Source organism: Bacillota bacterium (assembly GCA_013178415.1).
Lineage (GTDB): Bacteria > Bacillota > SHA-98 > Ch115 > Ch115 > Ch115.
The window spans coordinates 15,826-36,602 of sequence record JABLXA010000023.1; the positions used below are offsets into that span (position 1 = coordinate 15,826).

At 52.6% G+C, this 20,777-nt stretch carries 21 protein-coding genes and 1 tRNA gene; 10 read left to right on the top strand and 12 right to left on the bottom strand.

The features are described 5' to 3' along the window. Positions 1–161 precede the first annotated feature (161 nt). The 3 genes from HPY52_14455 to HPY52_14465 all read left to right on the top strand — a co-directional run bounded on the left by HPY52_14455 (position 162) and on the right by HPY52_14465 (position 2,704). Positions 162–237, top strand: a tRNA-Glu gene (locus tag HPY52_14455). A gap of 144 nt (positions 238–381) precedes the next feature. Further along, on the top strand, positions 382–1,449 hold the full coding sequence (locus HPY52_14460; protein ID NPV81443.1) for a hypothetical protein: 1,068 nt from the start codon (positions 382–384) through the stop codon (positions 1,447–1,449). A 46-nt stretch (positions 1,450–1,495) separates the two neighbouring features. Then, positions 1,496–2,704 (top strand): alpha-L-fucosidase, encoded by a 1,209-nt coding sequence (locus tag HPY52_14465; GenBank protein NPV81444.1) that lies wholly within the window; start codon positions 1,496–1,498, stop codon positions 2,702–2,704. Positions 2,705–2,788: 84 nt separating this feature from the next. On the opposite strand, the gene HPY52_14470 is transcribed toward HPY52_14465, so the two are convergent. Beyond that, positions 2,789–3,358: a methylated-DNA--[protein]-cysteine S-methyltransferase gene (locus HPY52_14470; protein NPV81445.1), complete on the bottom strand. Its 570-nt coding sequence runs from the start codon at positions 3,356–3,358 to the stop codon at positions 2,789–2,791. Between the two features lie 239 nt (positions 3,359–3,597). Between HPY52_14470 and HPY52_14475 the strand changes: the two genes are divergently transcribed. Continuing rightward, positions 3,598–3,894, top strand: a complete 297-nt coding sequence (locus HPY52_14475; GenBank protein ID NPV81446.1) for a winged helix-turn-helix transcriptional regulator — start codon at positions 3,598–3,600, stop codon at positions 3,892–3,894. Positions 3,895–3,931: 37 nt separating this feature from the next. Further along, positions 3,932–6,574: an FAD-dependent oxidoreductase gene (locus tag HPY52_14480; protein NPV81447.1), complete on the top strand. Its 2,643-nt coding sequence runs from the start codon at positions 3,932–3,934 to the stop codon at positions 6,572–6,574. A 122-nt stretch (positions 6,575–6,696) separates the two neighbouring features. On the opposite strand, the gene HPY52_14485 is transcribed toward HPY52_14480, so the two are convergent. Beyond that, positions 6,697–7,032 (bottom strand): rubredoxin, encoded by a 336-nt coding sequence (locus HPY52_14485; protein ID NPV81448.1) that lies wholly within the window; start codon positions 7,030–7,032, stop codon positions 6,697–6,699. Positions 7,033–7,464: 432 nt separating this feature from the next. Between HPY52_14485 and HPY52_14490 the strand changes: the two genes are divergently transcribed. The 3 genes from HPY52_14490 to HPY52_14500 are packed head-to-tail and all read left to right on the top strand — an operon-like array spanning position 7,465 to position 11,248. Then, positions 7,465–8,436 (top strand): MoxR family ATPase, encoded by a 972-nt coding sequence (locus tag HPY52_14490; GenBank protein ID NPV81449.1) that lies wholly within the window; start codon positions 7,465–7,467, stop codon positions 8,434–8,436. Positions 8,437–8,459: 23 nt separating this feature from the next. Further along, positions 8,460–9,683, top strand: coding sequence for a DUF58 domain-containing protein (locus HPY52_14495; protein NPV81450.1), 1,224 nt, complete (start codon positions 8,460–8,462; stop codon positions 9,681–9,683). Further along, positions 9,614–11,248 carry a DUF4129 domain-containing protein gene (locus tag HPY52_14500; protein ID NPV81451.1) on the top strand — a complete coding sequence of 545 codons (1,635 nt, stop codon included), beginning with the start codon at positions 9,614–9,616 and terminating at the stop codon, positions 11,246–11,248. The genes HPY52_14495 and HPY52_14500 overlap by 70 nt, the downstream gene beginning before the upstream one ends. Here HPY52_14500 and HPY52_14505 read toward each other — a convergent pair. From HPY52_14505 to HPY52_14520, 4 genes are all read right to left on the bottom strand, one after another. Further along, positions 11,230–12,009, bottom strand: coding sequence for an MBL fold metallo-hydrolase (locus HPY52_14505; protein ID NPV81452.1), 780 nt, complete (start codon positions 12,007–12,009; stop codon positions 11,230–11,232). The two genes, HPY52_14500 and HPY52_14505, sit on opposite strands and share 19 nt — an antisense overlap. Before the next feature lie 70 nt (positions 12,010–12,079). Beyond that, complete coding sequence (locus HPY52_14510; protein NPV81453.1) at positions 12,080–12,886, bottom strand: ABC transporter permease; 807 nt, start codon at positions 12,884–12,886, stop codon at positions 12,080–12,082. Beyond that, entirely contained in the window at positions 12,886–13,662 is a 777-nt protein-coding gene (locus tag HPY52_14515) for an ABC transporter ATP-binding protein (GenBank protein NPV81454.1), read from the bottom strand. The genes HPY52_14510 and HPY52_14515 overlap by 1 nt, the downstream gene beginning before the upstream one ends. 716 nt (positions 13,663–14,378) lie before the next feature. Further along, complete coding sequence (locus HPY52_14520) at positions 14,379–14,630, bottom strand: hypothetical protein (GenBank protein NPV81455.1); 252 nt, start codon at positions 14,628–14,630, stop codon at positions 14,379–14,381. A 38-nt stretch (positions 14,631–14,668) separates the two neighbouring features. Between HPY52_14520 and HPY52_14525 the strand changes: the two genes are divergently transcribed. Together HPY52_14525 and HPY52_14530 are read left to right on the top strand one after the other, a co-directional pair. After that, entirely contained in the window at positions 14,669–14,929 is a 261-nt protein-coding gene (locus HPY52_14525; protein NPV81456.1) for a ribbon-helix-helix protein, CopG family, read from the top strand. After that, positions 14,926–15,345 (top strand): type II toxin-antitoxin system VapC family toxin, encoded by a 420-nt coding sequence (locus tag HPY52_14530; protein ID NPV81457.1) that lies wholly within the window; start codon positions 14,926–14,928, stop codon positions 15,343–15,345. Before HPY52_14525 ends, HPY52_14530 begins: the two co-directional genes overlap by 4 nt. 716 nt (positions 15,346–16,061) lie before the next feature. On the opposite strand, the gene HPY52_14535 is transcribed toward HPY52_14530, so the two are convergent. The 6 genes from HPY52_14535 to HPY52_14560 all read right to left on the bottom strand — a co-directional run bounded on the left by HPY52_14535 (position 16,062) and on the right by HPY52_14560 (position 20,389). Continuing rightward, complete coding sequence (locus HPY52_14535) at positions 16,062–16,394, bottom strand: DUF3795 domain-containing protein (GenBank protein NPV81458.1); 333 nt, start codon at positions 16,392–16,394, stop codon at positions 16,062–16,064. Positions 16,395–16,499: 105 nt separating this feature from the next. Beyond that, positions 16,500–17,306 carry a GNAT family N-acetyltransferase gene (locus HPY52_14540; GenBank protein ID NPV81459.1) on the bottom strand — a complete coding sequence of 269 codons (807 nt, stop codon included), beginning with the start codon at positions 17,304–17,306 and terminating at the stop codon, positions 16,500–16,502. A 117-nt stretch (positions 17,307–17,423) separates the two neighbouring features. After that, positions 17,424–17,975, bottom strand: coding sequence for a transcriptional regulator (locus HPY52_14545; protein NPV81460.1), 552 nt, complete (start codon positions 17,973–17,975; stop codon positions 17,424–17,426). Between the two features lie 79 nt (positions 17,976–18,054). Next, positions 18,055–18,618, bottom strand: a complete 564-nt coding sequence (locus HPY52_14550; GenBank protein NPV81461.1) for an HAD-IIIA family hydrolase — start codon at positions 18,616–18,618, stop codon at positions 18,055–18,057. 221 nt (positions 18,619–18,839) lie between these two features. Next, positions 18,840–19,169, bottom strand: coding sequence for a hypothetical protein (locus HPY52_14555; protein ID NPV81462.1), 330 nt, complete (start codon positions 19,167–19,169; stop codon positions 18,840–18,842). A 713-nt stretch (positions 19,170–19,882) separates the two neighbouring features. Next, the gene (locus tag HPY52_14560) at positions 19,883–20,389 is read right to left on the bottom strand and encodes a GNAT family N-acetyltransferase (protein ID NPV81463.1); all 507 of its coding nucleotides are present in this window, start codon (positions 20,387–20,389) and stop codon (positions 19,883–19,885) included. Between the last annotated feature and the right edge of the window lie 388 nt (positions 20,390–20,777).

Below are 20,777 nucleotides of genomic sequence, written 5' to 3' on the forward strand. Positions count from 1 at the left end.
CGCTAGAACTGAGCCGCTGAGTCGATGGCTACTCGATTGCTTGCGAGCAGGAGCCTGGGGCATTCGAGGCGATTGGGCGATCAGCGATGAGGCGATTCGGGCTATTGACTCATGGCAATATGCATGATACAATGTTTTTGTCTCAAGGGTAGAGGAATTGTGGCCCCGTCGTCTAGTGGCCTAGGACATCGCCCTCTCAAGGCGGTGACACGGATTCGAATTCCGTCGGGGCCACCATTTTTGTGTACACGGGCGCTATTTTCAAGGCCGCCCCGCATTGCCTGGCGTTGAGGAATAGCATTTCGTCCCTTGCCTATGGTATGATATTGGTGGCGTGTTTATTGGCTGTCTCATCTTTGATTCTGCAGGGGGCGATCTAAAATGGATGCATCTTGCGCAATTTACCTGCAGGGGAGGAGGCGCCTCGCTGGAAGCCCGAAAAATGCTACCAGGTATCGACGGGGGCCTACCAGATACGCTTTTTGCATCACCTTCCTACTCCTTATCCTGCTATCCCTCGTTGACTGCTCCATTGTTCTTGGATGGAATGGGCATGAGACAATTACGCTCTACGCCCTGCGTAATGTGCCCGAGCTCTCCAGATTTTCGCGGATCATGCCAAAATCGTATAGCTATGAAGATATAGACAAAGACAAGTATAACCCGAAGTTTGAGATCAAGTATGTCGCTGGAGAGGGAATGGGCCCTCTATCCGCGCTGCAGATCCTTACGAGTTATGCTTCTGAGCCTGACTGGGATCTGGATACCGGTCTCAGCATCCACCCTCTTCAGGCGTTGACCGGTGGCAGCCAGGGCTGGCGCCATCAGCGTTATCTGTTGTTTAACGGGCTCGTAAGGGTAGGAGCTGCGCCCCAGCGTGCCGCTCATTTCTATGAACTCTCGCTAGAAGCTTACAAACGCGGCGATTTCTACTGGGCATTTCGCTTTCTGGCGCGTGCGCTGCACTATGTTCAAGACTGTGGCCAGCCGCTTCATTCACTTCCTATCCCGGAGCGAGATTTGATATCGCGGTACAAACTGAATATGGAACGCGTACAGAATATAGGGAAGAACGTTCATTATAATCTAGAAGCATTTATTCGCTATCACCTGAACTCAAGGACGCCTAAGCTTATGCAGGCCATCGAGGGTAAGAATTATCCTGAGATAGACGATGTAAGACAGGCCGCGTCAGAACTGAATGAGATTGCGCGGGGTTACGCCGAGAGACAATACCGCCTGACGATTGAGATTTGGCCCCGACTTGAGGAAAACCGGGAGATCAATCTCGGATGGGGCGATTTCACTGGGGCCGGGCCAAAGGAAAAGGTAGATGACCTCCTGGACATCGTAGCGAAGACGCTGCAAGAAACGGCCTACTATTCACGTGGCCTTATCTACAAGTTCTTTCATGACATAAGTCAGGTTGGTCAAGGGCCATCTGTTTAACAGGTTATTCAAGGTTTCTCAGCCTAGTAAGGAGGGAGAGAAAGACATGGAAGATAGGGAGCGAGAGCGACGGCTGAAATGGTTTCGAGAGGCGCGGTTTGGCATGTTCATCCATTGGGGCCTATATTCCCAGTTGGGGCGTCACGAATGGGTGATGAATCGGGAACGGATTCCAATTGAAGAATATGAGAAGTTGGCTTCAACGTGGAAGCCGAAGCCAAATGCTGCGCGAGACTGGGCGAGGCTCGCGAAGCAGGCCGGTATGCGGTATATGGTGATGACTACCAAGCATCATGAAGGATTCTGCCTTTTCGACTCAAAGCTCACCGACTACAATGCAGCAAAATGCGGCCCTGGCAGGGATCTGGTGGCCGAATTTGTTGAAGCAGCAAGGGCCGAGGGACTGAGAGTAGGGTTCTATTATTCTCTCATGGACTGGCATCATCCTGATGGAGCTAGATGCAAGAAAGATGAAGCTGCGCGACGCCGCTTCGTGGATTACATACATGGTCAGGTACGGGAACTTTGCACAAATTATGGAAAGATAGATGTTATGTGGTATGATGTTGCCTGGCCTCTCGATGCCGAGGAATGGGAATCAGCAAAGATGAATTCCATGGTGCGCCAACTGCAGCCAGACATTGTGATTAATAACCGCTCTAAATTGCCAGAGGACTTTGACACCCCAGAGCAGCATATAACCCCATCCAAGGGCGATCGAGCCTGGGAGTCATGCATGACTTTCAATGATAGCTGGGGCTACACGCCCATTGATAAGAATTATAAAAGCGCCTGGCACGTGGTTTCTATGCTTCGCCAGGTGGCCGCAGGTGGCGGAAATCTCCTTCTCAACATTGGTCCGGGGCCGGATGGGAGTGTCCCCGAAATCTGTGAAAGAGAACTTCTCAAGGTAGGAGAATGGTTGCGAAAATATGGCCCTGCTGTCTACGAGGCGACTGACCCGATGGAACAGGAGTGGATGATAACCGGCGCATTTACCCGTAAAGGTGACACTCTTTATTTCCATTGTAATCGTTGGCCAGGCAAGGAGTTGGCTATTGGCGGCCTGGTATGCAAGGTGCTCAAAGCGAGGTTTATGAATGGCCCGGAGATTGAGTTCACTCAGGCGCGCGATAGGCTTGTCCTGCGCGGATTGCCGGAGGAGCCGCTAGATCCATTGGCCACCGTGATAGAGTTGGAGGTGGAAGGTCCGCCCCGCCAGGTACTAGGTCCGGGCTGTGTGCTGCTAGAATAGGGAGGGATCCGTTTTTGCTCCGGCCCCCACGCAACATGTAAGGAATATGGAAGCTGGCGCCGGCATGATGAGATTATCGAGAAATCACCTGAAAGGATGTGATACCTCGGATATTTCCAGGTTAATGAGGTACTGTTTGAGTTCCAACCCTCCTCCATATCCAGTGAGGGATCCATCCTTACCCACCACCCGGTGGCAGGGCACGATAATGGGGACAGGGTTTGCGGCATTGGCGGCGCCCACGGCTCTAACCGCCCTTGGGCTGCCGATTTCGCTGGCGACCCGCGCATAGGAGGCGGTAGAGCCATATGGTATCTGCCTTACGTACTCCCAAACCCTGCGCTGAAAGGCGGTTCCCCTCAGATCAAGGGGCACTGAGAAAAGGGTGAGTTTATGGGACAGGTATGAACGGATTTCATACTCAGCACGTGAATTGTGATCCTGCGGGGCGCCTTGCAGTCTATGCTTCGGCTGTTGTATGATGTTCTTCGGTCCGAAGATCTTATATAACCATGTGAAAAAACTCTCCTGCGGTTCAGTCGGCAGCAGCAATCGAACGACCCCGGCATCGGTAGATGCCACAAAGAATACCCCAAGCGGAGTTTCGAATGCGGTATATATGGCTACATTTCGAGATTGCGACCCAGTATTCATATAGATTCCCCCTCTCTGCCTTCCATTCCCACTATTCTCCATAGATTTTATTTTTACCTTCACCCAAAAGGATGATTTTTGGGGGTACGCGTGGTGACATGCTGACCGAGACCGAGTCATGACTACGAATGCTGCATTCAAATGTCGCCCCAAAATGTCGATGCCGCCGAGAGATGTTACATTGACATTCATTCATATATCCTAATATAATGATTGATGGATGTTTGGAGGTAGCCATGATGGAAAATATACGCAGAGATTACGAAAGGGCACGGGAGGGCGCGGATCTACTAAAAGTCCTCGCGCACCCTGTCCGGCTGTGCATAGTAAGAGGCCTTCTCGCAACAGGCGAATGTAATGTAAAAAAGATGCAGGAATGTCTCGATTCCCCGCAATCCACTATTTCTCAACATCTAGGGAAACTACGTGCTGCAGGGATACTTGAAGGACGAAGGGCCGGGGTTGAAATATATTACCGGCTCATAAGCGAGGACGCAAGGAAGGTTGTAGAGGCCTTGTTTGACGGAGATCATTAAGTATAAAGGCAAGTATAAAAAAGGGCTGGTGAATTTCGTGGCTAGAAAAGTTCTTATAGTTGGTGGGGTCGCAGGTGGGGCGAGCGCTGCAGCTCGGCTGCGAAGACTCGATGAACAAGCGGAGATCATCATATTTGAACGAGGGGAGTATATTTCATACGCTAACTGCGGTCTTCCATATTACATTGGCGGGATCATCAAGGAGCGCAAGAACCTCCTCGTGCAGACGCCCGAGACTATGAAGGCCCGATTCAACATTGACATAAGGACTCAAAATGAGGTAGTAAAGATCGATAGGGGGAAAAAGCAGGTCCTGGTCAGGGATCTCAAATCTGGGAAAGAGTATTCTGAGACTTATGACACGCTCATATTATCGCCAGGGGCCAGGCCAATCAGACCCAAATTTCCGGGCATCGAACTCCCTAACATTTTCACCCTCAGGGATATACCAGATACGGACCACCTCAAGGAATTCATAGATCTCAGAAGACCACAAGCCGCTGTAGTCGTGGGGGGCGGTTTCATAGGCCTTGAGATGGCCGAGGGCATTCACGCGAGAGGAGTAGCTGTATCGATAGTTGAGATGGCGCCCCAGGTGATGGATCCGCTCGATCCGGAGATGGCTGCCATTGTTCACAATCACCTCCGAGAAAAGGGGGTGAACCTATTCCTGGGAGATGGCGTGGAAGGCTTCTATCAGGATGATCGCAGCACAAAACCGGCTGATAGGGCTGGGGCCAATGGAGTTCCAGGCGCTGCGGATGCCGACGCCGGTATCGCTCATAAGACAATGGTCAGACTTTGCAGCGGACGGCAGATCGAGGCTGATATGGTGCTCCTGGCCATCGGAGTCAGGCCGGATATCTCGCTGGCGAAAGATGCGGGCCTTTCCATAGGGGAACGCGGTGGCATCGTGGTAAATGAGTATCTCCAGACCTCCGATCCGGATATTTATGCCATAGGAGACGCGATAGAAGTCATTGACTTCGTGACTGGAAGAAGGATGCCGGTCCCCCTGGCAGGTCCGGCCAACAAACAGGGACGTATTGCGGCTGACAATATTTGTGGGAGAAGACAAAAATACTCCGGAACGCAGGGAACGGCTATAGTCAAGGTCTTCGATCTCACTGTGGCGACAACGGGCAGCAATGAAAAAACCTTGAGAAAGCTGAACCAGCCTTGTGCAAGCATCATTATTCACCCTGCTTCACACGCCAGCTACTACCCTGGCAGCATTCCCATGTCACTGAAGGTGGTCTTCTCACCTGACGGCAAGCTCCTCGGGGCGCAGGCGGTAGGGCGTGAAGGTGTAGACAAGAGGATCGACGTGCTGGCCACCGCGATACGCTTTGGCAAGAGCGTCTTCGACCTCCAGGAGCTTGAACTTGCCTATGCGCCACCTTATTCCTCTGCAAAAGACCCCGTAAACATGGCGGGATATGTTGCGGGCAATGTGGTGAATGGGGATGTAGAGGTTGCAAGCTGGGATGCGATCGCGTCAATAGATAGGGAAAAAACCGTTCTCCTCGATGTGAGGGAGCCTTTCGAATGCCAGATGGGGGTCATCGAGGGGTCCATCAACATACCACTTGGGCAACTCCGTGGGAGATTGCAGGAAATCCCCAGAGGAAAGGATATCGTCGTATATTGTCAGGTGGGGCTTAGAGCCTATATCGCATGCAGGATCCTCATGCAGCATGGATTCGAAAATGTGAAGAATCTAAGTGGCGGGTGGAGAACATATAGCGCAGTAATGAAGGATCAGAAAGCGCGCAAGGAGCAGTGGGCAAATAGAAAGCTTTCGTGTGACGACGCCTATGAAAAGGCGGGCGATAGAGGCTCCGGTAAAACAGAGGATGATTCAGACAGAACGGGTGATGGTCTCTATAGCGCGAATGGCGGGGCGGACGCGTCCGGGCGCGGCGATGGCGGCATTCCACAATCTGGTAAGATAGTCACAATTGATGCCTGCGGGCTTGCATGTCCCGGTCCCATCATGCAGACATATACAGCCATGAAGGAGCTTTCGAACGGGGATATACTCGAGGTTCACGCTACTGACCCGGGATTCTTGAATGACATAGATGCCTGGTGCAAACAGACAGGAAACAGACTCATAGCCACCAGCGAGAACCCAAGAGGGTTTGTGGTCCGCATACAGAAGGGGCATGGGGATGCCAGGCCGGGGGCGGAGATACCTGCGGCAGAGAAGAATGATAAGACCATCATCGTTTTCAGCGGTGATCTGGATAAGGCTATCGCATCTTTCGTCATCGCGAATGGCGCTGCCGCTATGGGGCGGAAGGTGACGATGTTCTTTACCTTCTGGGGCCTCAACATTCTGCGGAAAGAGAAAGGGGTGCCTGTGGCCAAGGGATTCATGGACAGGATGTTCGGTCTCATGATGCCGCGGGGCAGCAAGCGCCTCGGGTTGTCGAAGATGAACATGTTGGGCATAGGACCTAAGCTCATACGGGACACAATGGAAAGAAAGAACATAGCCTCCCTTGAAGAGTTGATGGCCCAGGCCAGGCGGGCGGGTGTAAGGCTTATAGCTTGCCAGATGACTATGGACGTTATGGGCATTAAGAAGGAAGAACTCATCGATGGCGTTGAAATTGGGGGAGTGGCGACATATCTGAATGCGGCAGAGAATTCTAATCTGAATCTCTTTATATAGACAATAGAGGATCATACCCGGGGAGGACTGGAGGGGCCCCGTCCCCGGGTATGATCCTTACCTCGCCCAACTGGCTATAGAAGGTCCCCTGGTTCAGTCAGGAGGGTAATGTGCCTTCCCTCTTAGCCCCACTTGCCCTTATTCATGTGACCTGCCAGCTCTGCCTTGACCATCTGCTGGATGATTTGGGCCTGAGCTTTTGCATATTCAAATACCTTGACGCATGGAGGATCAAGATTGTCCTTGATGCCTGCCTCAGCTGTCTCAAGCACTCGCTGGAGGTGGGTGAAAAGCTCCATGTGGAGCTGATTAGTCTTTCGTGATTTGTCTATAAGTGCAGCTGCATCCTGAGGCACTTCCGCGAACTTTTCCTTCGACGCGCCACATTTTGGACAGGACTCCGGTGCCTCTTCTCCATCATAAACAAACCCACATACAGAACAACGCCATTTCTTCATCTGGAATTTCCTCCTTTATGTATGTAATCTGCGCTCTGAATCTCCCACGAACAAAGGGAACATTCATAACCTGGCTTAATATTAACATGGTTTAGTTATCCTGTCAACAGTTTTTTGTGGAATTATTTCTATACGATTTATACTTGATTCTTGCGGAGCGGATCAGCCACCTCCTGCCCTATATTTCATATGGAATGCCTAATGCTCCCGATGGCAAAGTTGAGTTGAATACAGATGTTACTCATGATAGAATCTGGACGGTGCCAGCCAAGGGGTGATTTGCCACGCCCGCTGCATCATCGCCTAAAGCGGCTCGCCTTCCCACTTTTGCTCGCTCATCTAGTGGGATTGCGGTCTTGAAGGCATGCTGTTCAGAAAATCATAGGACGCTGAAATAGGGGGATTTACATGTCTACCATAATTCCCAAGCATATGGCGAAATCTGAAGCGTCTTCATCTCATATTCAGAGCCTCTGTGAAAAGGTGCTCAAGAATATCAATCAGGTAATCATCGGAAAAGAGGATGTGGTGAGACTATTCCTTGCAGCTATCCTATGCGATGGGCATGTGCTACTCGAAGATGTTCCTGGCGTGGGCAAGACGATGCTGGCAAGATCAATGGCCATTTCCCTGGGCCTTACCTTCAGGAGGATCCAGTTCACGCCCGATCTCCTGCCTACAGATGTGACAGGCGTGTCTGTCTATAATCAGAAGACTGGCGATTTTGAGTTCAGGCCTGGGCCGATCATGGCTCAAGTCGTGCTTGCTGACGAGATCAATAGGGCTACCCCCAGGACTCAGGCAGGCCTCCTGGAATGCATGGAAGAACGCCAGATTACAGTAGAAGGAAAGTCGATGCCGCTTCCGAACCCCTTTCTAGTGATTGCCACGCAGAACCCCATAGAATATGAAGGTACATTCCCCCTTCCGGAGGCACAGCTTGATAGGTTCATGTTCAGGATATCCATCGGTTATCCCGACATCCCGCAGGAGGTGGAGATTTTGGAGAGGCAACGCCTCGGCCATCCGATCCGAACGCTCGCCAGTGTATCCACGCCTGAAGAGCTTAGTGCGGCGCAGGAGGAAGTAAGGGAGATCTTCATCGAGGATTCATGTAAGGAATATATTGTGAAGATAGTGCATGGGACCCGAAACCATCGGGACGTTGCCCTGGGTGCAAGTCCCAGGGGATCACTTGCCCTGGCCAGGGGGGCTCAGGCTCTTGCCGCGATGAATGGGCGAGAATATGTTATTCCTGATGACATAAAACAGCTAGTCATTCCGGTCCTAGCTCACCGGATCGTGCTCAAGCCAGAATCCGCCTTGCGTGGGACGAGTTCATCAAGCGTATTGCGGGAAATAGTCAATAATACTGAGGTCCAGTTATCTCGCACCAAGGCGTAACAGGCTACCCTGGGGGTTATCACGTGCACACATGGAGATTCTTTGCTATATTTTTCTTTCTGGTTTTGGCTATTCTTTTCCCCACACTGGTTTTTTATCAGGTGCTTTACCTGATTTTCTTCGCGACTCTCGGTGTCGGCTATGCATATGCAAGGGCGATCAATGGCCTTGTAGTAAGCGTTGTTCCTTCCACATATAGAATCTTTTGCGGGGAATCCGCTGCTTTGACCATAACAGTCAGGAACCCATCTTGGTTTCCCATACCCTGGGTGAAACTCGAAGAAGTTGTTCCTCTCGCCCTCGGGTACGGCAAGTCACTGAAGAGGATAATGAGCCTGGGTCCGAAGGAATCTCGCGCCTGGACCATCACTTTATGGTCGTCGAGGAGGGGAATTTATGTTGTTGGGCCGCTTCAGGTTGAGGCCGGGGACGCCTTCGGAATGACCATCAGGTCGTGGAGAATTGACCCTATTTCTATGACTGTATACCCCAAGATCGTGAGCATCGGAGAGATCAGCCTTCGTCCAAGGTTACCATATAGCTCAATTCGCGCCCATACAGCATTGTTTGAGGACCAGGCGAAACCCATAGGAGTGAGGGATTACCTCCCCCGGGATCCTGTCAACCGGATACACTGGAAACTCAGTGCTAGAGCAGGAAACCTCCAGGTGAAAGAATATGAACCGACAACTGCCCTTGAAAGCATGGTATTCTTGAACCTTAATGAGGCTGATTATGGTCTCCATTATGAGGAAACCTATTCGGAACTAGCGATAGAAGTTGCAGCATCCTTGATCGTGGCTATGGGGCGGTTGCGCCAGGCGGTCGGATTAGGGACCAATGGAGATGCTTCCACTCTGCGGCTTCCCCGGAGAGAAGTTGGTAGTCTCATCGAGGTGCTGGAATTACTTGCTTCCTGTTCCCTGGGGGCGTCCAGGGATTTCATCGATCTTATTCGCGAAGGGGCCGGGCAGCTCCCGTGGGGGTCAACTGTATTAATGGTCACTCCTGAGGATACACTGGAGCTCATTCAGACAGCTATCGGCTTAAGAAGATCAGGACTTGAGCCTGTGATCATCGTTGTGAATCGTAAGCTGTTCAACCCCGAGGCATTAGCGTCCCTAAAACGCATGGGGATCGGCGCAATCAATATCCAGACAGAGGAGGATTTGAGGGCGTGGGGGATGACATCTCTACTGCCATTCAGGAAGAATCCTGCAATATCAGTCTCCCGGCAGCGGAGCTAACCTGGTTGGGGCTCGTTGGAGCGACAGTGGCCATCATTGTCTTTCATCTCGCTATCCTCCCCTTGAGCAAGCATGCTTACCCTTGGCTGCTTTCACTCTTGATACTACCGGTACTAGCCGCCGGGTTTGCCATCACCAGGGAGGTATTGGAGGGAGGGATAAATCCGGGACTTCGGGTAGTTGAAATATTGTTGATCGCGATTGTTGTTCGCGTCATGCTGCTGATAAATGCCGATGTGCCATTGTCCAGGTTCCCCCATGAGATCCTATGGTCTTTTTTGCGTCCGAGAAGGCTCATTTCTCTCGATCAGATTTGGTACACCCTGGGGATATTGCTGTATTATTCTGAGATATGTCAGATAGCAGACAACATGTACCGTGCGCAGAGCTGGTTTAAGCCGGGGGCGGAGAGAGATAATTTCCTTTTTGAATCGTGCATGCGCGCTGCAAAGCGGCTGCGAGCATGGGGTTTCGTGCCTGGAATCATCACTTGCGCTACTCTGGCAGTCGACTGGTACATTCGACCGGAGAGTTTCTCCTGGCAAAATGGCTGGTGCCGGCAAGTTTCCATTTTGTCCATCTTTTTGCTTGTCTCGAGGATATCCCATCGGGCCTATGTCGATCTTCTGGTTGGACGGCTCGAGTGGGACTATGAGGGGATCGATTTCGATACTGACGTAGAATCGGTATGGCGGAAGTGGCTTTACATCGCATTAGGGACTGGAATTCTTGGGGCGCTGGTTGTCCCCAAGATCACTTCGCCGTTCTCTATCAGGAGCATTATAGAGTTCATGAAAAATCATCCCCCGCGGTTGAACTTCTCTCCCCCGCCGAATCTAACGCAGCAGATCCCAGCGTCTCCTCCCCCCAATATGCCTGGACCCGCTGGGCAGATACCTGAGATTAAAGGATTGGGTTTACTTGCCTGGATGCAGATTATCATAAGTGTATTGTTGAGCGTCATGGCCATCCTGGCCGTGTGCGCGCTTGTGGGGGCCCTTTTATCCTTTATCCTGCGCACTGAAACAGCTCGTTCGAGACTGATCCCAAGGATTTTGATCAGGTTTTATATTCTGACCCGACTCATTCTTCTAGAGGGCCTGGGAACAGCGAGGCGTTTCATAAACAGGTCAAAGGTCGGTGGCATTATTTCATCTATCCGCGTCATATTGGCCGGTATCACAAGGTTTCTGAAACCCGCCACAAGCTTCATATTTGGCGGGAGAAGGCGCTATCAAGATGGGAGGCCAGAGAAGGAAATCTCGACGATCAGGTCGAGGATGTCCCTGGCGCAAAGAGCAGGCGACACTCTGATCGAAATGTTCATCTCATTGGTGGATCATGCAAGTGCAGCAGGAATAGAACGAAAGCCTTATGATACCGCGCTCGAATTTTCTAGCAAGCTCAAGACGAAAATGCCAGAGGTGGCAGAAGACATTGAAACTCTGACTTCCGGGTTCCTAGAATCCCGCTATGGACAGAAGGAAGCCACCTCCGGCAGAGTTGGCGCATTGAAGCTGATCTATAGGCGGATCCTGGACAGCCTTCAACGATTGGGCGTATGAAGCAGTTCATATGATACCCCTTGTTCCATGATAAAGCTATCAGGGTGCCTTTCGAACTGCTCAAGTGCCTTCACGAACTGCATTGGATCAGCCGTATTCTCTTTGAAGAGCCCATAGTGCATTGGGATGACCAATGCTGGACCGATCTTTACCGCGATTTTTGCTGCCTCTTCAGCATTCATGTTGCCCCAACGGCCATTTATGCATATGAACATGATATCCGGCCTCAGTTCCTTGATTTCCTCGAGTTTTTCACTATACAAGGTATCTCCCGAGATATAGACCTTCATCGGTGAGAAATCCAGCACATATCCCACACTATCTGGAGTATGTTCCGCATAGGTGGCGGTAATCTGAACATCGGTGAATTCTCTGCACTCGCCCCTGTGAATTTCAACTATCCGATTCTCTGCTACCCCAAGTTGTCTCATGTGTTCGCAACTCGAGGGTGGGCCGACGAAGACAGAATCTGGCCACCTCGCCAACTCGGGAACCGTCTCAGGGTCGGTATGATCCAGGTGGTCGTGGGTGCACAGCACCAGGTCCGCCTTGACCTCAGATGGACTTATGACTATGTCGGTCAATCTGGTCAACCCTTCTCTTTTCTCTACGCTATTAGAAAGGTAAGGATCTACCACCAATCTCTTTCCGGATGGGAGGGAGAAAAGGAATCCGCCCTGGCCTATCCAGACGATGTCAGCTATTTTTCCACTGCCGCTAGAGTTATTGACGCCCGGACCGTGACTTCGTATAATCAACAATCAGATCGACCCCCCTCAAGATCAGGTTACGTTCCTCTGATTACATCAGCGTTTTGGCTTCCGACCGGCATCAGCCGCTCCTCTTAAGCTTGCCCGTGCGCATCGCGTGGAGTTCGCCCCAATTGAACACCTTGAGCCCCAGCGGGATGAGCACCACCCCGATGGCGAAGAGGAGGATCAAGTCGCCTCCAATATCGCGGAGTGAAGCATTGTGAAGCAATGCCGCTCGCGCCGCCCTCAAAGTATAAGTAGCTGGCGACAGGCGCGAGAGTGGTTGAAGCCATGATGGCAGGACATCCACCTCGTAATAGACGCCCGAGACCAGCAAGATGGCAGCCTCAAGGATATGCGCAGCCTGCGAACCCTTCTCCGGGGATAGCAATGGCAGCACAGCGGCCATGAGTCCGACTCCGATGAAGGATAGGCTGGAGAGGAGCAGCACCGCAAGCGCCGCCCCCAGATTTGCGCTTCCGAGATCCAACTTGAATAAGGACACCACTGCTAGCATGACGACCACGGTTCTCACCGCTCCATAGGTCGCGGCGTAGAGACATACTCCGCCAAGATATGACAGGCGCTTCATGGGCGCCATGAACGAATATTCGATGGTCCCCTCCCAGCGTTCCCATTGCACAGACTCCGCCACTTCATGAAACAGAACTGAAAGAAATCCCCAGAGGAGTGCCCCTACGACAAGGTAAAGTACCCTGTCGCCGCCTCCTCCGCCTGCGGGATTGACGCCTATAAATGCTATCGTGAGTGTGTTCACTACTGTATATACGAGAAATACAATCTCCCAGCCTATGTACCGCTTAATAAGGTTGAAATTTCGCTCGACGAGAGCGTAGCTCCTCCGCGCCTCTCTTACAAACTCAATCACTGTAATCCCCCTTCCTGATCGAATTCCTTTAGCTCTTTCCCAGTAAGGGCAAAGAATACATCCTCCAGAGTCACCGCTTCGCCGTTCTTTGCCAAACTGGCCTTAAGCTGGGCTGGAGTATCCAGCGCCACGAATCTGCCTTGATCGATGATCGCTACCCTATCGCATAACCGGTCAGCTTCCTGCATGTCATGAGTGGTAAGGATCACGGTAGTGCCATACTTTTCCCTCACTTCGAGAACATAGTCCTGGACTTCCTTTTTCGACACGGGATCAAGGCCTGTAGTCGGCTCATCCAGAAGGAGTAGCGCCGGGGATGTCAAGAGCGCTCTGGCGACAGCCACTTTTTGCTGCATCCCTCGAGATAGATCCTCTAATGGCTCATAAGCCTTGTTTTCGTCAAATCTGAGACGTCTTAGAATATCGATGGCATTCTTTCGTGCCTCGCGGATATCGATGTCATAGAGCCTTGCGGCATAGCTCAGGTTTTCCATAGCCGAGAGTTTCTTGAAGAAAGCCGCCTCTACTGAGACACGATTTATCAGGCGGCGCACTGCGAATCTTTCTCGCACCACATCATGGCCGAAAACCCTGATCTCCCCTTCATCGGGCAAGAGCAACGTAGATATGAGCCTGATGAGCGTGGACTTGCCCGACCCGTTAGGCCCCAGGATACCGAATATTTCACCGGGGCGAACATCGAATGATACTCCGGCCACAGCTTCCACCAGCACGCTTCTGAGGAAAATGGCGGCCAAAGCTCGCGAGAGCATTGACTTACCGGCCCACCCATTGACTCCATTGTCGTTGCCGTTGCTAGTGCCGCCGCCATCTCGATTGCCATTGCCATTGGAATCGGATTTGCCAGGAGTCGCGGGCCATTCCGCGTAGGGCTTTGTTTTCGATCTTGCATCCTTTTTCACGTAAAATAGCTTCCTTGCATTTATACATTCCAGTGCTACCTGCATGTTATACAGACCTCACTTTCGCGCCCGTGCACGGTGAAGCGCGGGCAAAAATAAAGGAGAACCAGGATTTTGCCCACGGCTCTCCAAAATGGATGCATGAAAATATCTTGCACCAAATGAAAAGGGCCGTGAGCTCTTATGCGGCCCACGACCCTGCCAAAATCTACCAACTAGGAGGCAGGATCAGGCCGCACATATGCACGAATGCCTTCCTGACGTCCACAAATGAGCACGCATAGCAATGCGGCAATTGTGGCAATTGCGAGTCGCAACCCGGCGATTAGCGTTCTGATCATTTGCGCGACCTCCTTTCTCCTCTCAAAAGGATCCTCTCATTGTAAAAATCCCAACAATGGATGTATGAGTGACTTCCATTATTGCCAAGTTCAAGTATAAGATATGAGTGGGCGGACGTCAAGTAAAACCTAACGCGATCTTTTCCGCGGCACTTTCCAGGTGGGCGGCCTTGATGCATATCGGTGTGAGGACTATGCATAGGTATAAGCCATGAACACTGCACATCAGAACCTCTGAATCGCCCTAAATGCCAACGGAGAACTCCACGCGTATGCGTCGAGAAGGGGGAAGACTGCCCCAATCTTCTTGACACATACCATTCCCCGATTCCCCGAGATGAACTTGACGCAGCGGCGAGAATGTGGGAAAATAAAACTGCAACCGTAATTCCGTAATTCCGTGATGCCGGTGAGATGCCTGAAGTATCTAAATGGCCCCATCGTGATCACAGGGAAGAAGGAGGAGACGCCATTCATCCGCCGACTGTGGTCGGTATTCGTCCGGCGCCATTCTTATGATGACAGAGCACACCGAGCGGTTTGAGGTCCGGCTGCGCCCGGATACATATCGGCTCCTAAGGGAGCAGGCGTATAGAAGAGGGGTTTCCATGAGCCATCTCGTCCGGGAAGTACTGGAACGCGAGTACGGAGCGGATGGCAGAAGGGCTGACCCGGAGAGGCAGCGTGCCATGGAAAGGCTCTTCGAGGTTGATGCGCCAGTAGCGGATTGGCCCGAGATGGAACATGAAATAGAGAAGGGACGCCTGGCAGAATGAATGCTCCGGTCTTCATCGATACGAACGTACCTATGTACGCGGCAGGGCGCCCTCATCCATGCCGTAAGGCCGCACGCGACACCGTCCGGAGGATTGTCGAAGGGGATATCGAGGCATGGACCGATACTGAGGTGTTTCAGGAAATACTTTACCGCTACTTCGCTATTGGCGAAAAAACCAAGGGGTTTTCTATCTTTGACTCCTTCATGATAATAATGAAAGGTCGTGTGTTGCCGGTAACAGAGGCAGACATGGTACTAGCGAGGCGGCTCGCAGATTCGTTTGATACCCTTAGCCCACGAGACCTTGTCCATCTCGCCGTCATGAAAAATCATAGCATAACAAGGATAATCACGGCCGATGCTGGTTTTGATACGGTGGGTTGGGTGCACAGGCTTGATCTGCTGGCAGAGTAAGTCCGGAAGTGGGCCAAGGATCTCTGTGTGCCAGTCCTCTACAACGCTTAGCGCTTTTCTCCCGCTCTTCAAAGTGAACCATCCGACGCAGTATGCCCCTGTCACGATCGCGTTCGTCTTCTGTATGGGCATGATCTCGCTTCTTGCCGACTAATCCGCGACGTATGATTTACTGCTTTCGTCCCATGGGTGCCCTTACCCCGGTCGTAGGGCGCTCTGTTCGCCTATTGGTCGCCAACATTGCTAGAAGCATTTTGCGTTCCCGAACCGTTGGCGCCTATGACTTAGCATGGCGGGCGTGACCCTCTACTCGTCCTCTGGCCCGGCATCCTTTGAAAATCTAGCCTATATAGCTATAACCCCCATCCGCCTGTGGTAGTCTATGCCAATTACCGTAACATGTCTAGAGCGTCCCCGCGGTATGGATAGTTTCTCACTGGGTGCACATGTTCGTCAAAGGTTGAGGGCTGGGAGGCAATTTGGATTACCTACTCAGCTTAACCCGTTTCCGTCACCGGAAGCGTCCTTGAAAGGCAAGGCCAGGGCCTGACCGCTGACAGCTGTTGCTGCTCACGCTGTTTGGCCGGAAAAGTCTCGAATTCGCTGACCGGACCACAAGTGTCACCCGGACGGCGTTTTGCTGATCAGGCAGCGGACTCGTTCTCGACGGCCACCTTGACCATACAATCATCAATCAAGTTCATCCATGATAGCAACTATTTCATCAGATGACGCCATTCCTGCGGGAACCGTTGCAACCACTTTTCTAAGCCATTTCCGGCCCTATATCTCAGGCTTTCGATGTGAAATCCCTTAGGCAGTCTATCATCAGGCACGAATGAGACCAGGTCCTCGCAAGGGAAACTGCTGCATTCGCCGCAATGCTCATGTCCATGCCCGGCCAGGCATTTCAAGAACCTGCATGTATCAGCTTTGGCATGGCAGCCTGAGCATTCTTTCGGAAAATGAGGGCATTTGCCGCACCAGTCTCCGCAGGCCCCGACAGCAGCGAGGGATGTGTATGCTGCCTCACTGAGGCTTTCCTTCATGAAGAAGCAACCTCCTAGATTCTACCCGCAGGTGTGGATGGAGTCTGTCACCCGTTCCGTGGGATCGATGCCTATTCTGGGACAACAGACGCAACGCACTACTGGTTATAGCCTGGACAGCGCTGACACGATCGCCTCCCGGATGCCCTCTCGTGGCGCCTCGTAGCCCCAGCCGATCTCCTCGCCCTGCACAAAAATGCCACGGTCCATCTGGTAGCGCAGGAGGGTTTCTCGGTCGTCGGCGCAGAACTCACGTAGCACCACCCTATCGCCGAACTCGGCTGCCACCTCACGCACCCTGTGCGCCTCGATGTCGCTTGTTTGGCAGAAGGTATTCCAGAAAAGATCCACCGTCACTTTGCCAGGCACAGGAACCAAATCGTATCGCCGAGAAAGGAGCCGGGGTGGCGGGGGCTCAGGCGCGTCGAATGTCTTCCACAGCACGGCCTCGTCCCGGCGGCGCACGACCGCGCGGTACCCCAGGTGCTCGAAAAAGGCTGCGGGCATGAACCAGAAATCCCGGTAGTAGGCGATGGTGGCCAGCCCCCCGAAGCCCTGGCGCCGTGCCTCCTCCTCTGCCGCCTCTATGAGGGCGCGGCCCACACCTTTCCCCTTCACTCTGCCCTGCGCCACCAGGCACGGCAACACGGCCAGGTCCTCGCCCAGTGGGCCCCAAGGCGACACAGTGATGGGCATCACGTAGGCAAAACCGGCCAGGTCCCCATCAACCAGGGCCACCTTCACCCGCACGCCGCGGGGGTACATTTCCTCCAGCCACGCCTGTCGCCGGCGCGCACAGGCATCCATCTCTTCCGATTCGCGCACATGGGTGCATGCGCCCACGTAATAGGCCGCCTCCGCATAGGCCCCCGGCTCCAGGTCAACAATGTCAACAATGCTAACTCCGGCCATCCCCCACGCCTCCTCTCACCAGCTTCTGTTGGCCGGTCCGGCTAAATCTCTCTCCTCGCAATATTCTCTATGTCTTCATATTCTCTACAACTTTGAGTTTTTCCTCTTCCGCCCGGATCAGGCTTTCTCCACCGGGTGACGGAGGACGGTTTTCAACTTCTCCGGTTTGCTCTTCCTCGGGTCGGACAGATAGATTTCGTGATGTTTGCCATCGCTGCCCAGCCGGCACTTCAGGCCATGGGACCGGATGAAGTCGTCGATCTTGGCTATCGTCTCAGGCTCGGTCGAGTAGGGGCCAATGTGCATGGTCTGAACACACAGCCCCTCATCAAATCCTTCAAACTTGGCTTTGTCCACGGGGAGGTCCGGTTTCTTCGCGGCTAATTCCTGGACGGCCCAGGCGAAAACCTCCCGGGTCACAAATTCAGGCTGGCGGATCATAAGGGTCCACCGCCAGTTATCCCTTTCTTCAAAGGAAAACCCTCCGCCATCAATCCACCAGAGTCCTTCCAGGGGTGGGACAACATAGTCAAAATATCCTTCTGGCTGCTTGTTCTTCATTTTACTCATTTTTATGATGAAAGATAAGCCGTAGAGCAGCTCCACCGCCTGTTGGAACGCTTGATTGCCGTTGGGATCCCCCGTACCGTCCAGCATGATGAAATGCATAGATGGAACCGTGACCAGTCACTTACACAGCGTCCGCTAAATACGCCGGTTAGTCACTCTCCCACATTGACACTCGAATCTAAGGGCGCTTGGTGTCTTCTGCGATCCAGCGAGCGGCTTCTAAGACGTCTCGAGCCACGAAATCAGGCTCGATACCAGCCCAGAGGTGTCTATACTCTCCAAGGGATCCTTCGCCTAGCCCCGTTCGAACCAAGATCGCCTTACATCCAATCGACCGGGCGAGGACCATGTCGCATGCACCAGCGTCTCCCACGAGGTAACATCCCGACAAATCAAGGTCAAAGTCCTCTTGAGCCCGATGCACCAAACCGGGCAAAGGCTTTCTGCATGTACATCGGTCATTGGATGCATGGGGACAACAGTAGTCCGCGTCAAGATACGCCCCTTGCGCTGCCAACTCTCGCTTCAGTTGCTCCATGCGTCTCCCGTAGTCTTCCCACGTGAAGTAGCCTTTGGCAATGTGGCTCTGATTGGTGACCACGATCGCGAGCAATCCCGCGTCGTTGAGGAGTCGAATGGCGGCCGCCGTGAAGGGGTAAAAAGCAAAGCTCATGATATCTCCCGAACCCGCTCCACCGAGCGTGCCCTGGAGGTCAAGAAAGACTGCTATACGTTTGCTCACACATCTCGACCACCTTTCGCAGGAAAGCAAAGTGGCTAGCGTTCTGGCGTATCAGCGGCGTCTGTCGCCGCATACACCAGAATGCCAACCCTTCACCGAGTCCGCTGAACGCTTGTTAGAACGGGATGATCCAACCAAAGCGCTAATGGTCTGTGCCGCCCCGTAGGGCCTCTGGGTAAGACGTACCGACTACACCTTCTCAATTGGATTACTACAAGTTACTACAAGTTGGCTATTTCCTTAATTGCGGAGACCTTGTCCTCCTGTAATCCATCAAGTTCGGATTCGTCCAACCAACCTTCTCTTAGCAGTCTAGCGAACACGAAGATAAGAACCGAATACCTATAATCGTACTTCTCATCCACCTCTCGGCGCTTCTTACTCAAGAAATCGTGCACGCGCCAGACGTCATTAGCGTTAGTGAGTTCGGCCAACATGGCGCTAACGCGCTCTCTGATAGCGTCACATTCTCGTTGATACGCACGCTCAAAGGCCTGCCTTGCGATCTTCTTCTCCCGGTTGGACCACTTGAGATCTCTCAGGTCTGTCATGGTTCACCAGTTCCTTTCGGCTCTATCGATCTGTAGCTTAGCGGCGCCCGCTTACCGGTCAAGAGTCGGGTTCAATCCCAAACGGAGTCCGCTGAATAAGCTTGTTGGGCCGGCCCCCCGAGTCGTTTCTCATACAGAGCATGGCTTGGCCGGATAATGTAGTTCACTCAACTAAATTATAGCTAGCATTTTCGTAGTAACGACACAATTTCATATTCTCGCCCCAGCAGTTAAGCCGAACGTATTCCTTATTGTGAGAATCTACTCACCGCTCAGACAACTCTAACGGACTGCGACCGACTTCCAGCCCCCATATGCACGGCGGATCGCGAGGCGGTGAATATAGCCTGCATCGCCAAGGCGATCGCCCCAGGTCATCTCGTCTTCCCATTGCACCGTTACTGTTCCAATAGATACCCCGTGATCTTTGCAATATACAACTCCCCACGCTTGGCCTTCTCACTCCACGGGGCCACCCGTTTAAATCGATCAGGTGGCCACCATTGATCAATACCCCGAAGATGAAGCCACTCCGCTGCCTTTAGAACGGTCGATATAACGTTATCGAGTTCACTGGAATCGGCTTTCGTCACTTTGACCACGCCCCGCATCTAGTCTTCGAACGCAGTCACCAGCCTGATGGTCGCCCAACGTTCTCACGTATCAGCAGCGCCGCACCCCCGCCTCCATATCCGCCACCCACATTCCGGCGGTTAATATCGGAATTGGTGGCCATGAATAGTAACGCCGCTTTTCCACATTCTACCTCTCTCGGGCATCAGATCGAGAAACATCTCGAGCTGTCCCAGTAGCGAGAATCCCGCGCGGTAGAAGCAAGCAATTGCCTCGACGTTACGCGCCAATGGTCTGATGCTTAGAAACTGCACACCCCGCTTTTTGGCTTCCTTTTTGAGCCATTCGATCAACCCGGTGCCTACGCCTTGTGAGCGATACCGGTCACGTACGATCAGGGGCTCGATTTCAGCCTCATAGCCCTCCACCAGCAGACCAGCTAGCCCCACCACAGTCGAGCCTTTCTCGGCCACCCACGGGCCTATGTGATTCGGCTTTTTCAGGTACTGCTCAAAGTAGATACCGGGATCATCCCCGCCGATAGAAGGATCGCCATAAATGTCTCGGTGTCGCTGTGTGAGCTCTCGCCACAGCTCCCGACAGGCTTGAAAATCCTCATTCTGGTATTCTCGAATAGTAAATGTCATTTGCTCCACCTCTGAAGTGGTCTTATGTGTGATTGTCCTTGGCGCGCCTAACGTTCTTGCGTATCAATGGCCTCGGTACTCGGTCCCCAAAAGAACCCTAGGGCGTCACTGCGTCCACTGAATAAGCTTGTTATGCAGTCAGTTCACAACAATGCTTTAGCCAAGTCAATAGCCTCCCTGAGGTCGCGTAGCAAATCGCCATTGACCACAAGGTCCATACTCCCTCGTGCCCAGCTTGGGTGGCAGGGTCACGTCCTCTTCGGACGCTAATCGCCATTTCTCGCTGGAATCCAGGTCCTCCAGGAGGATCGCTCGTTCTGTGATGTGATACACTTTCAGTGTTGGGACACCTAGCTCCCGCAGCAGCTTATACGCGCCGATTTCAACG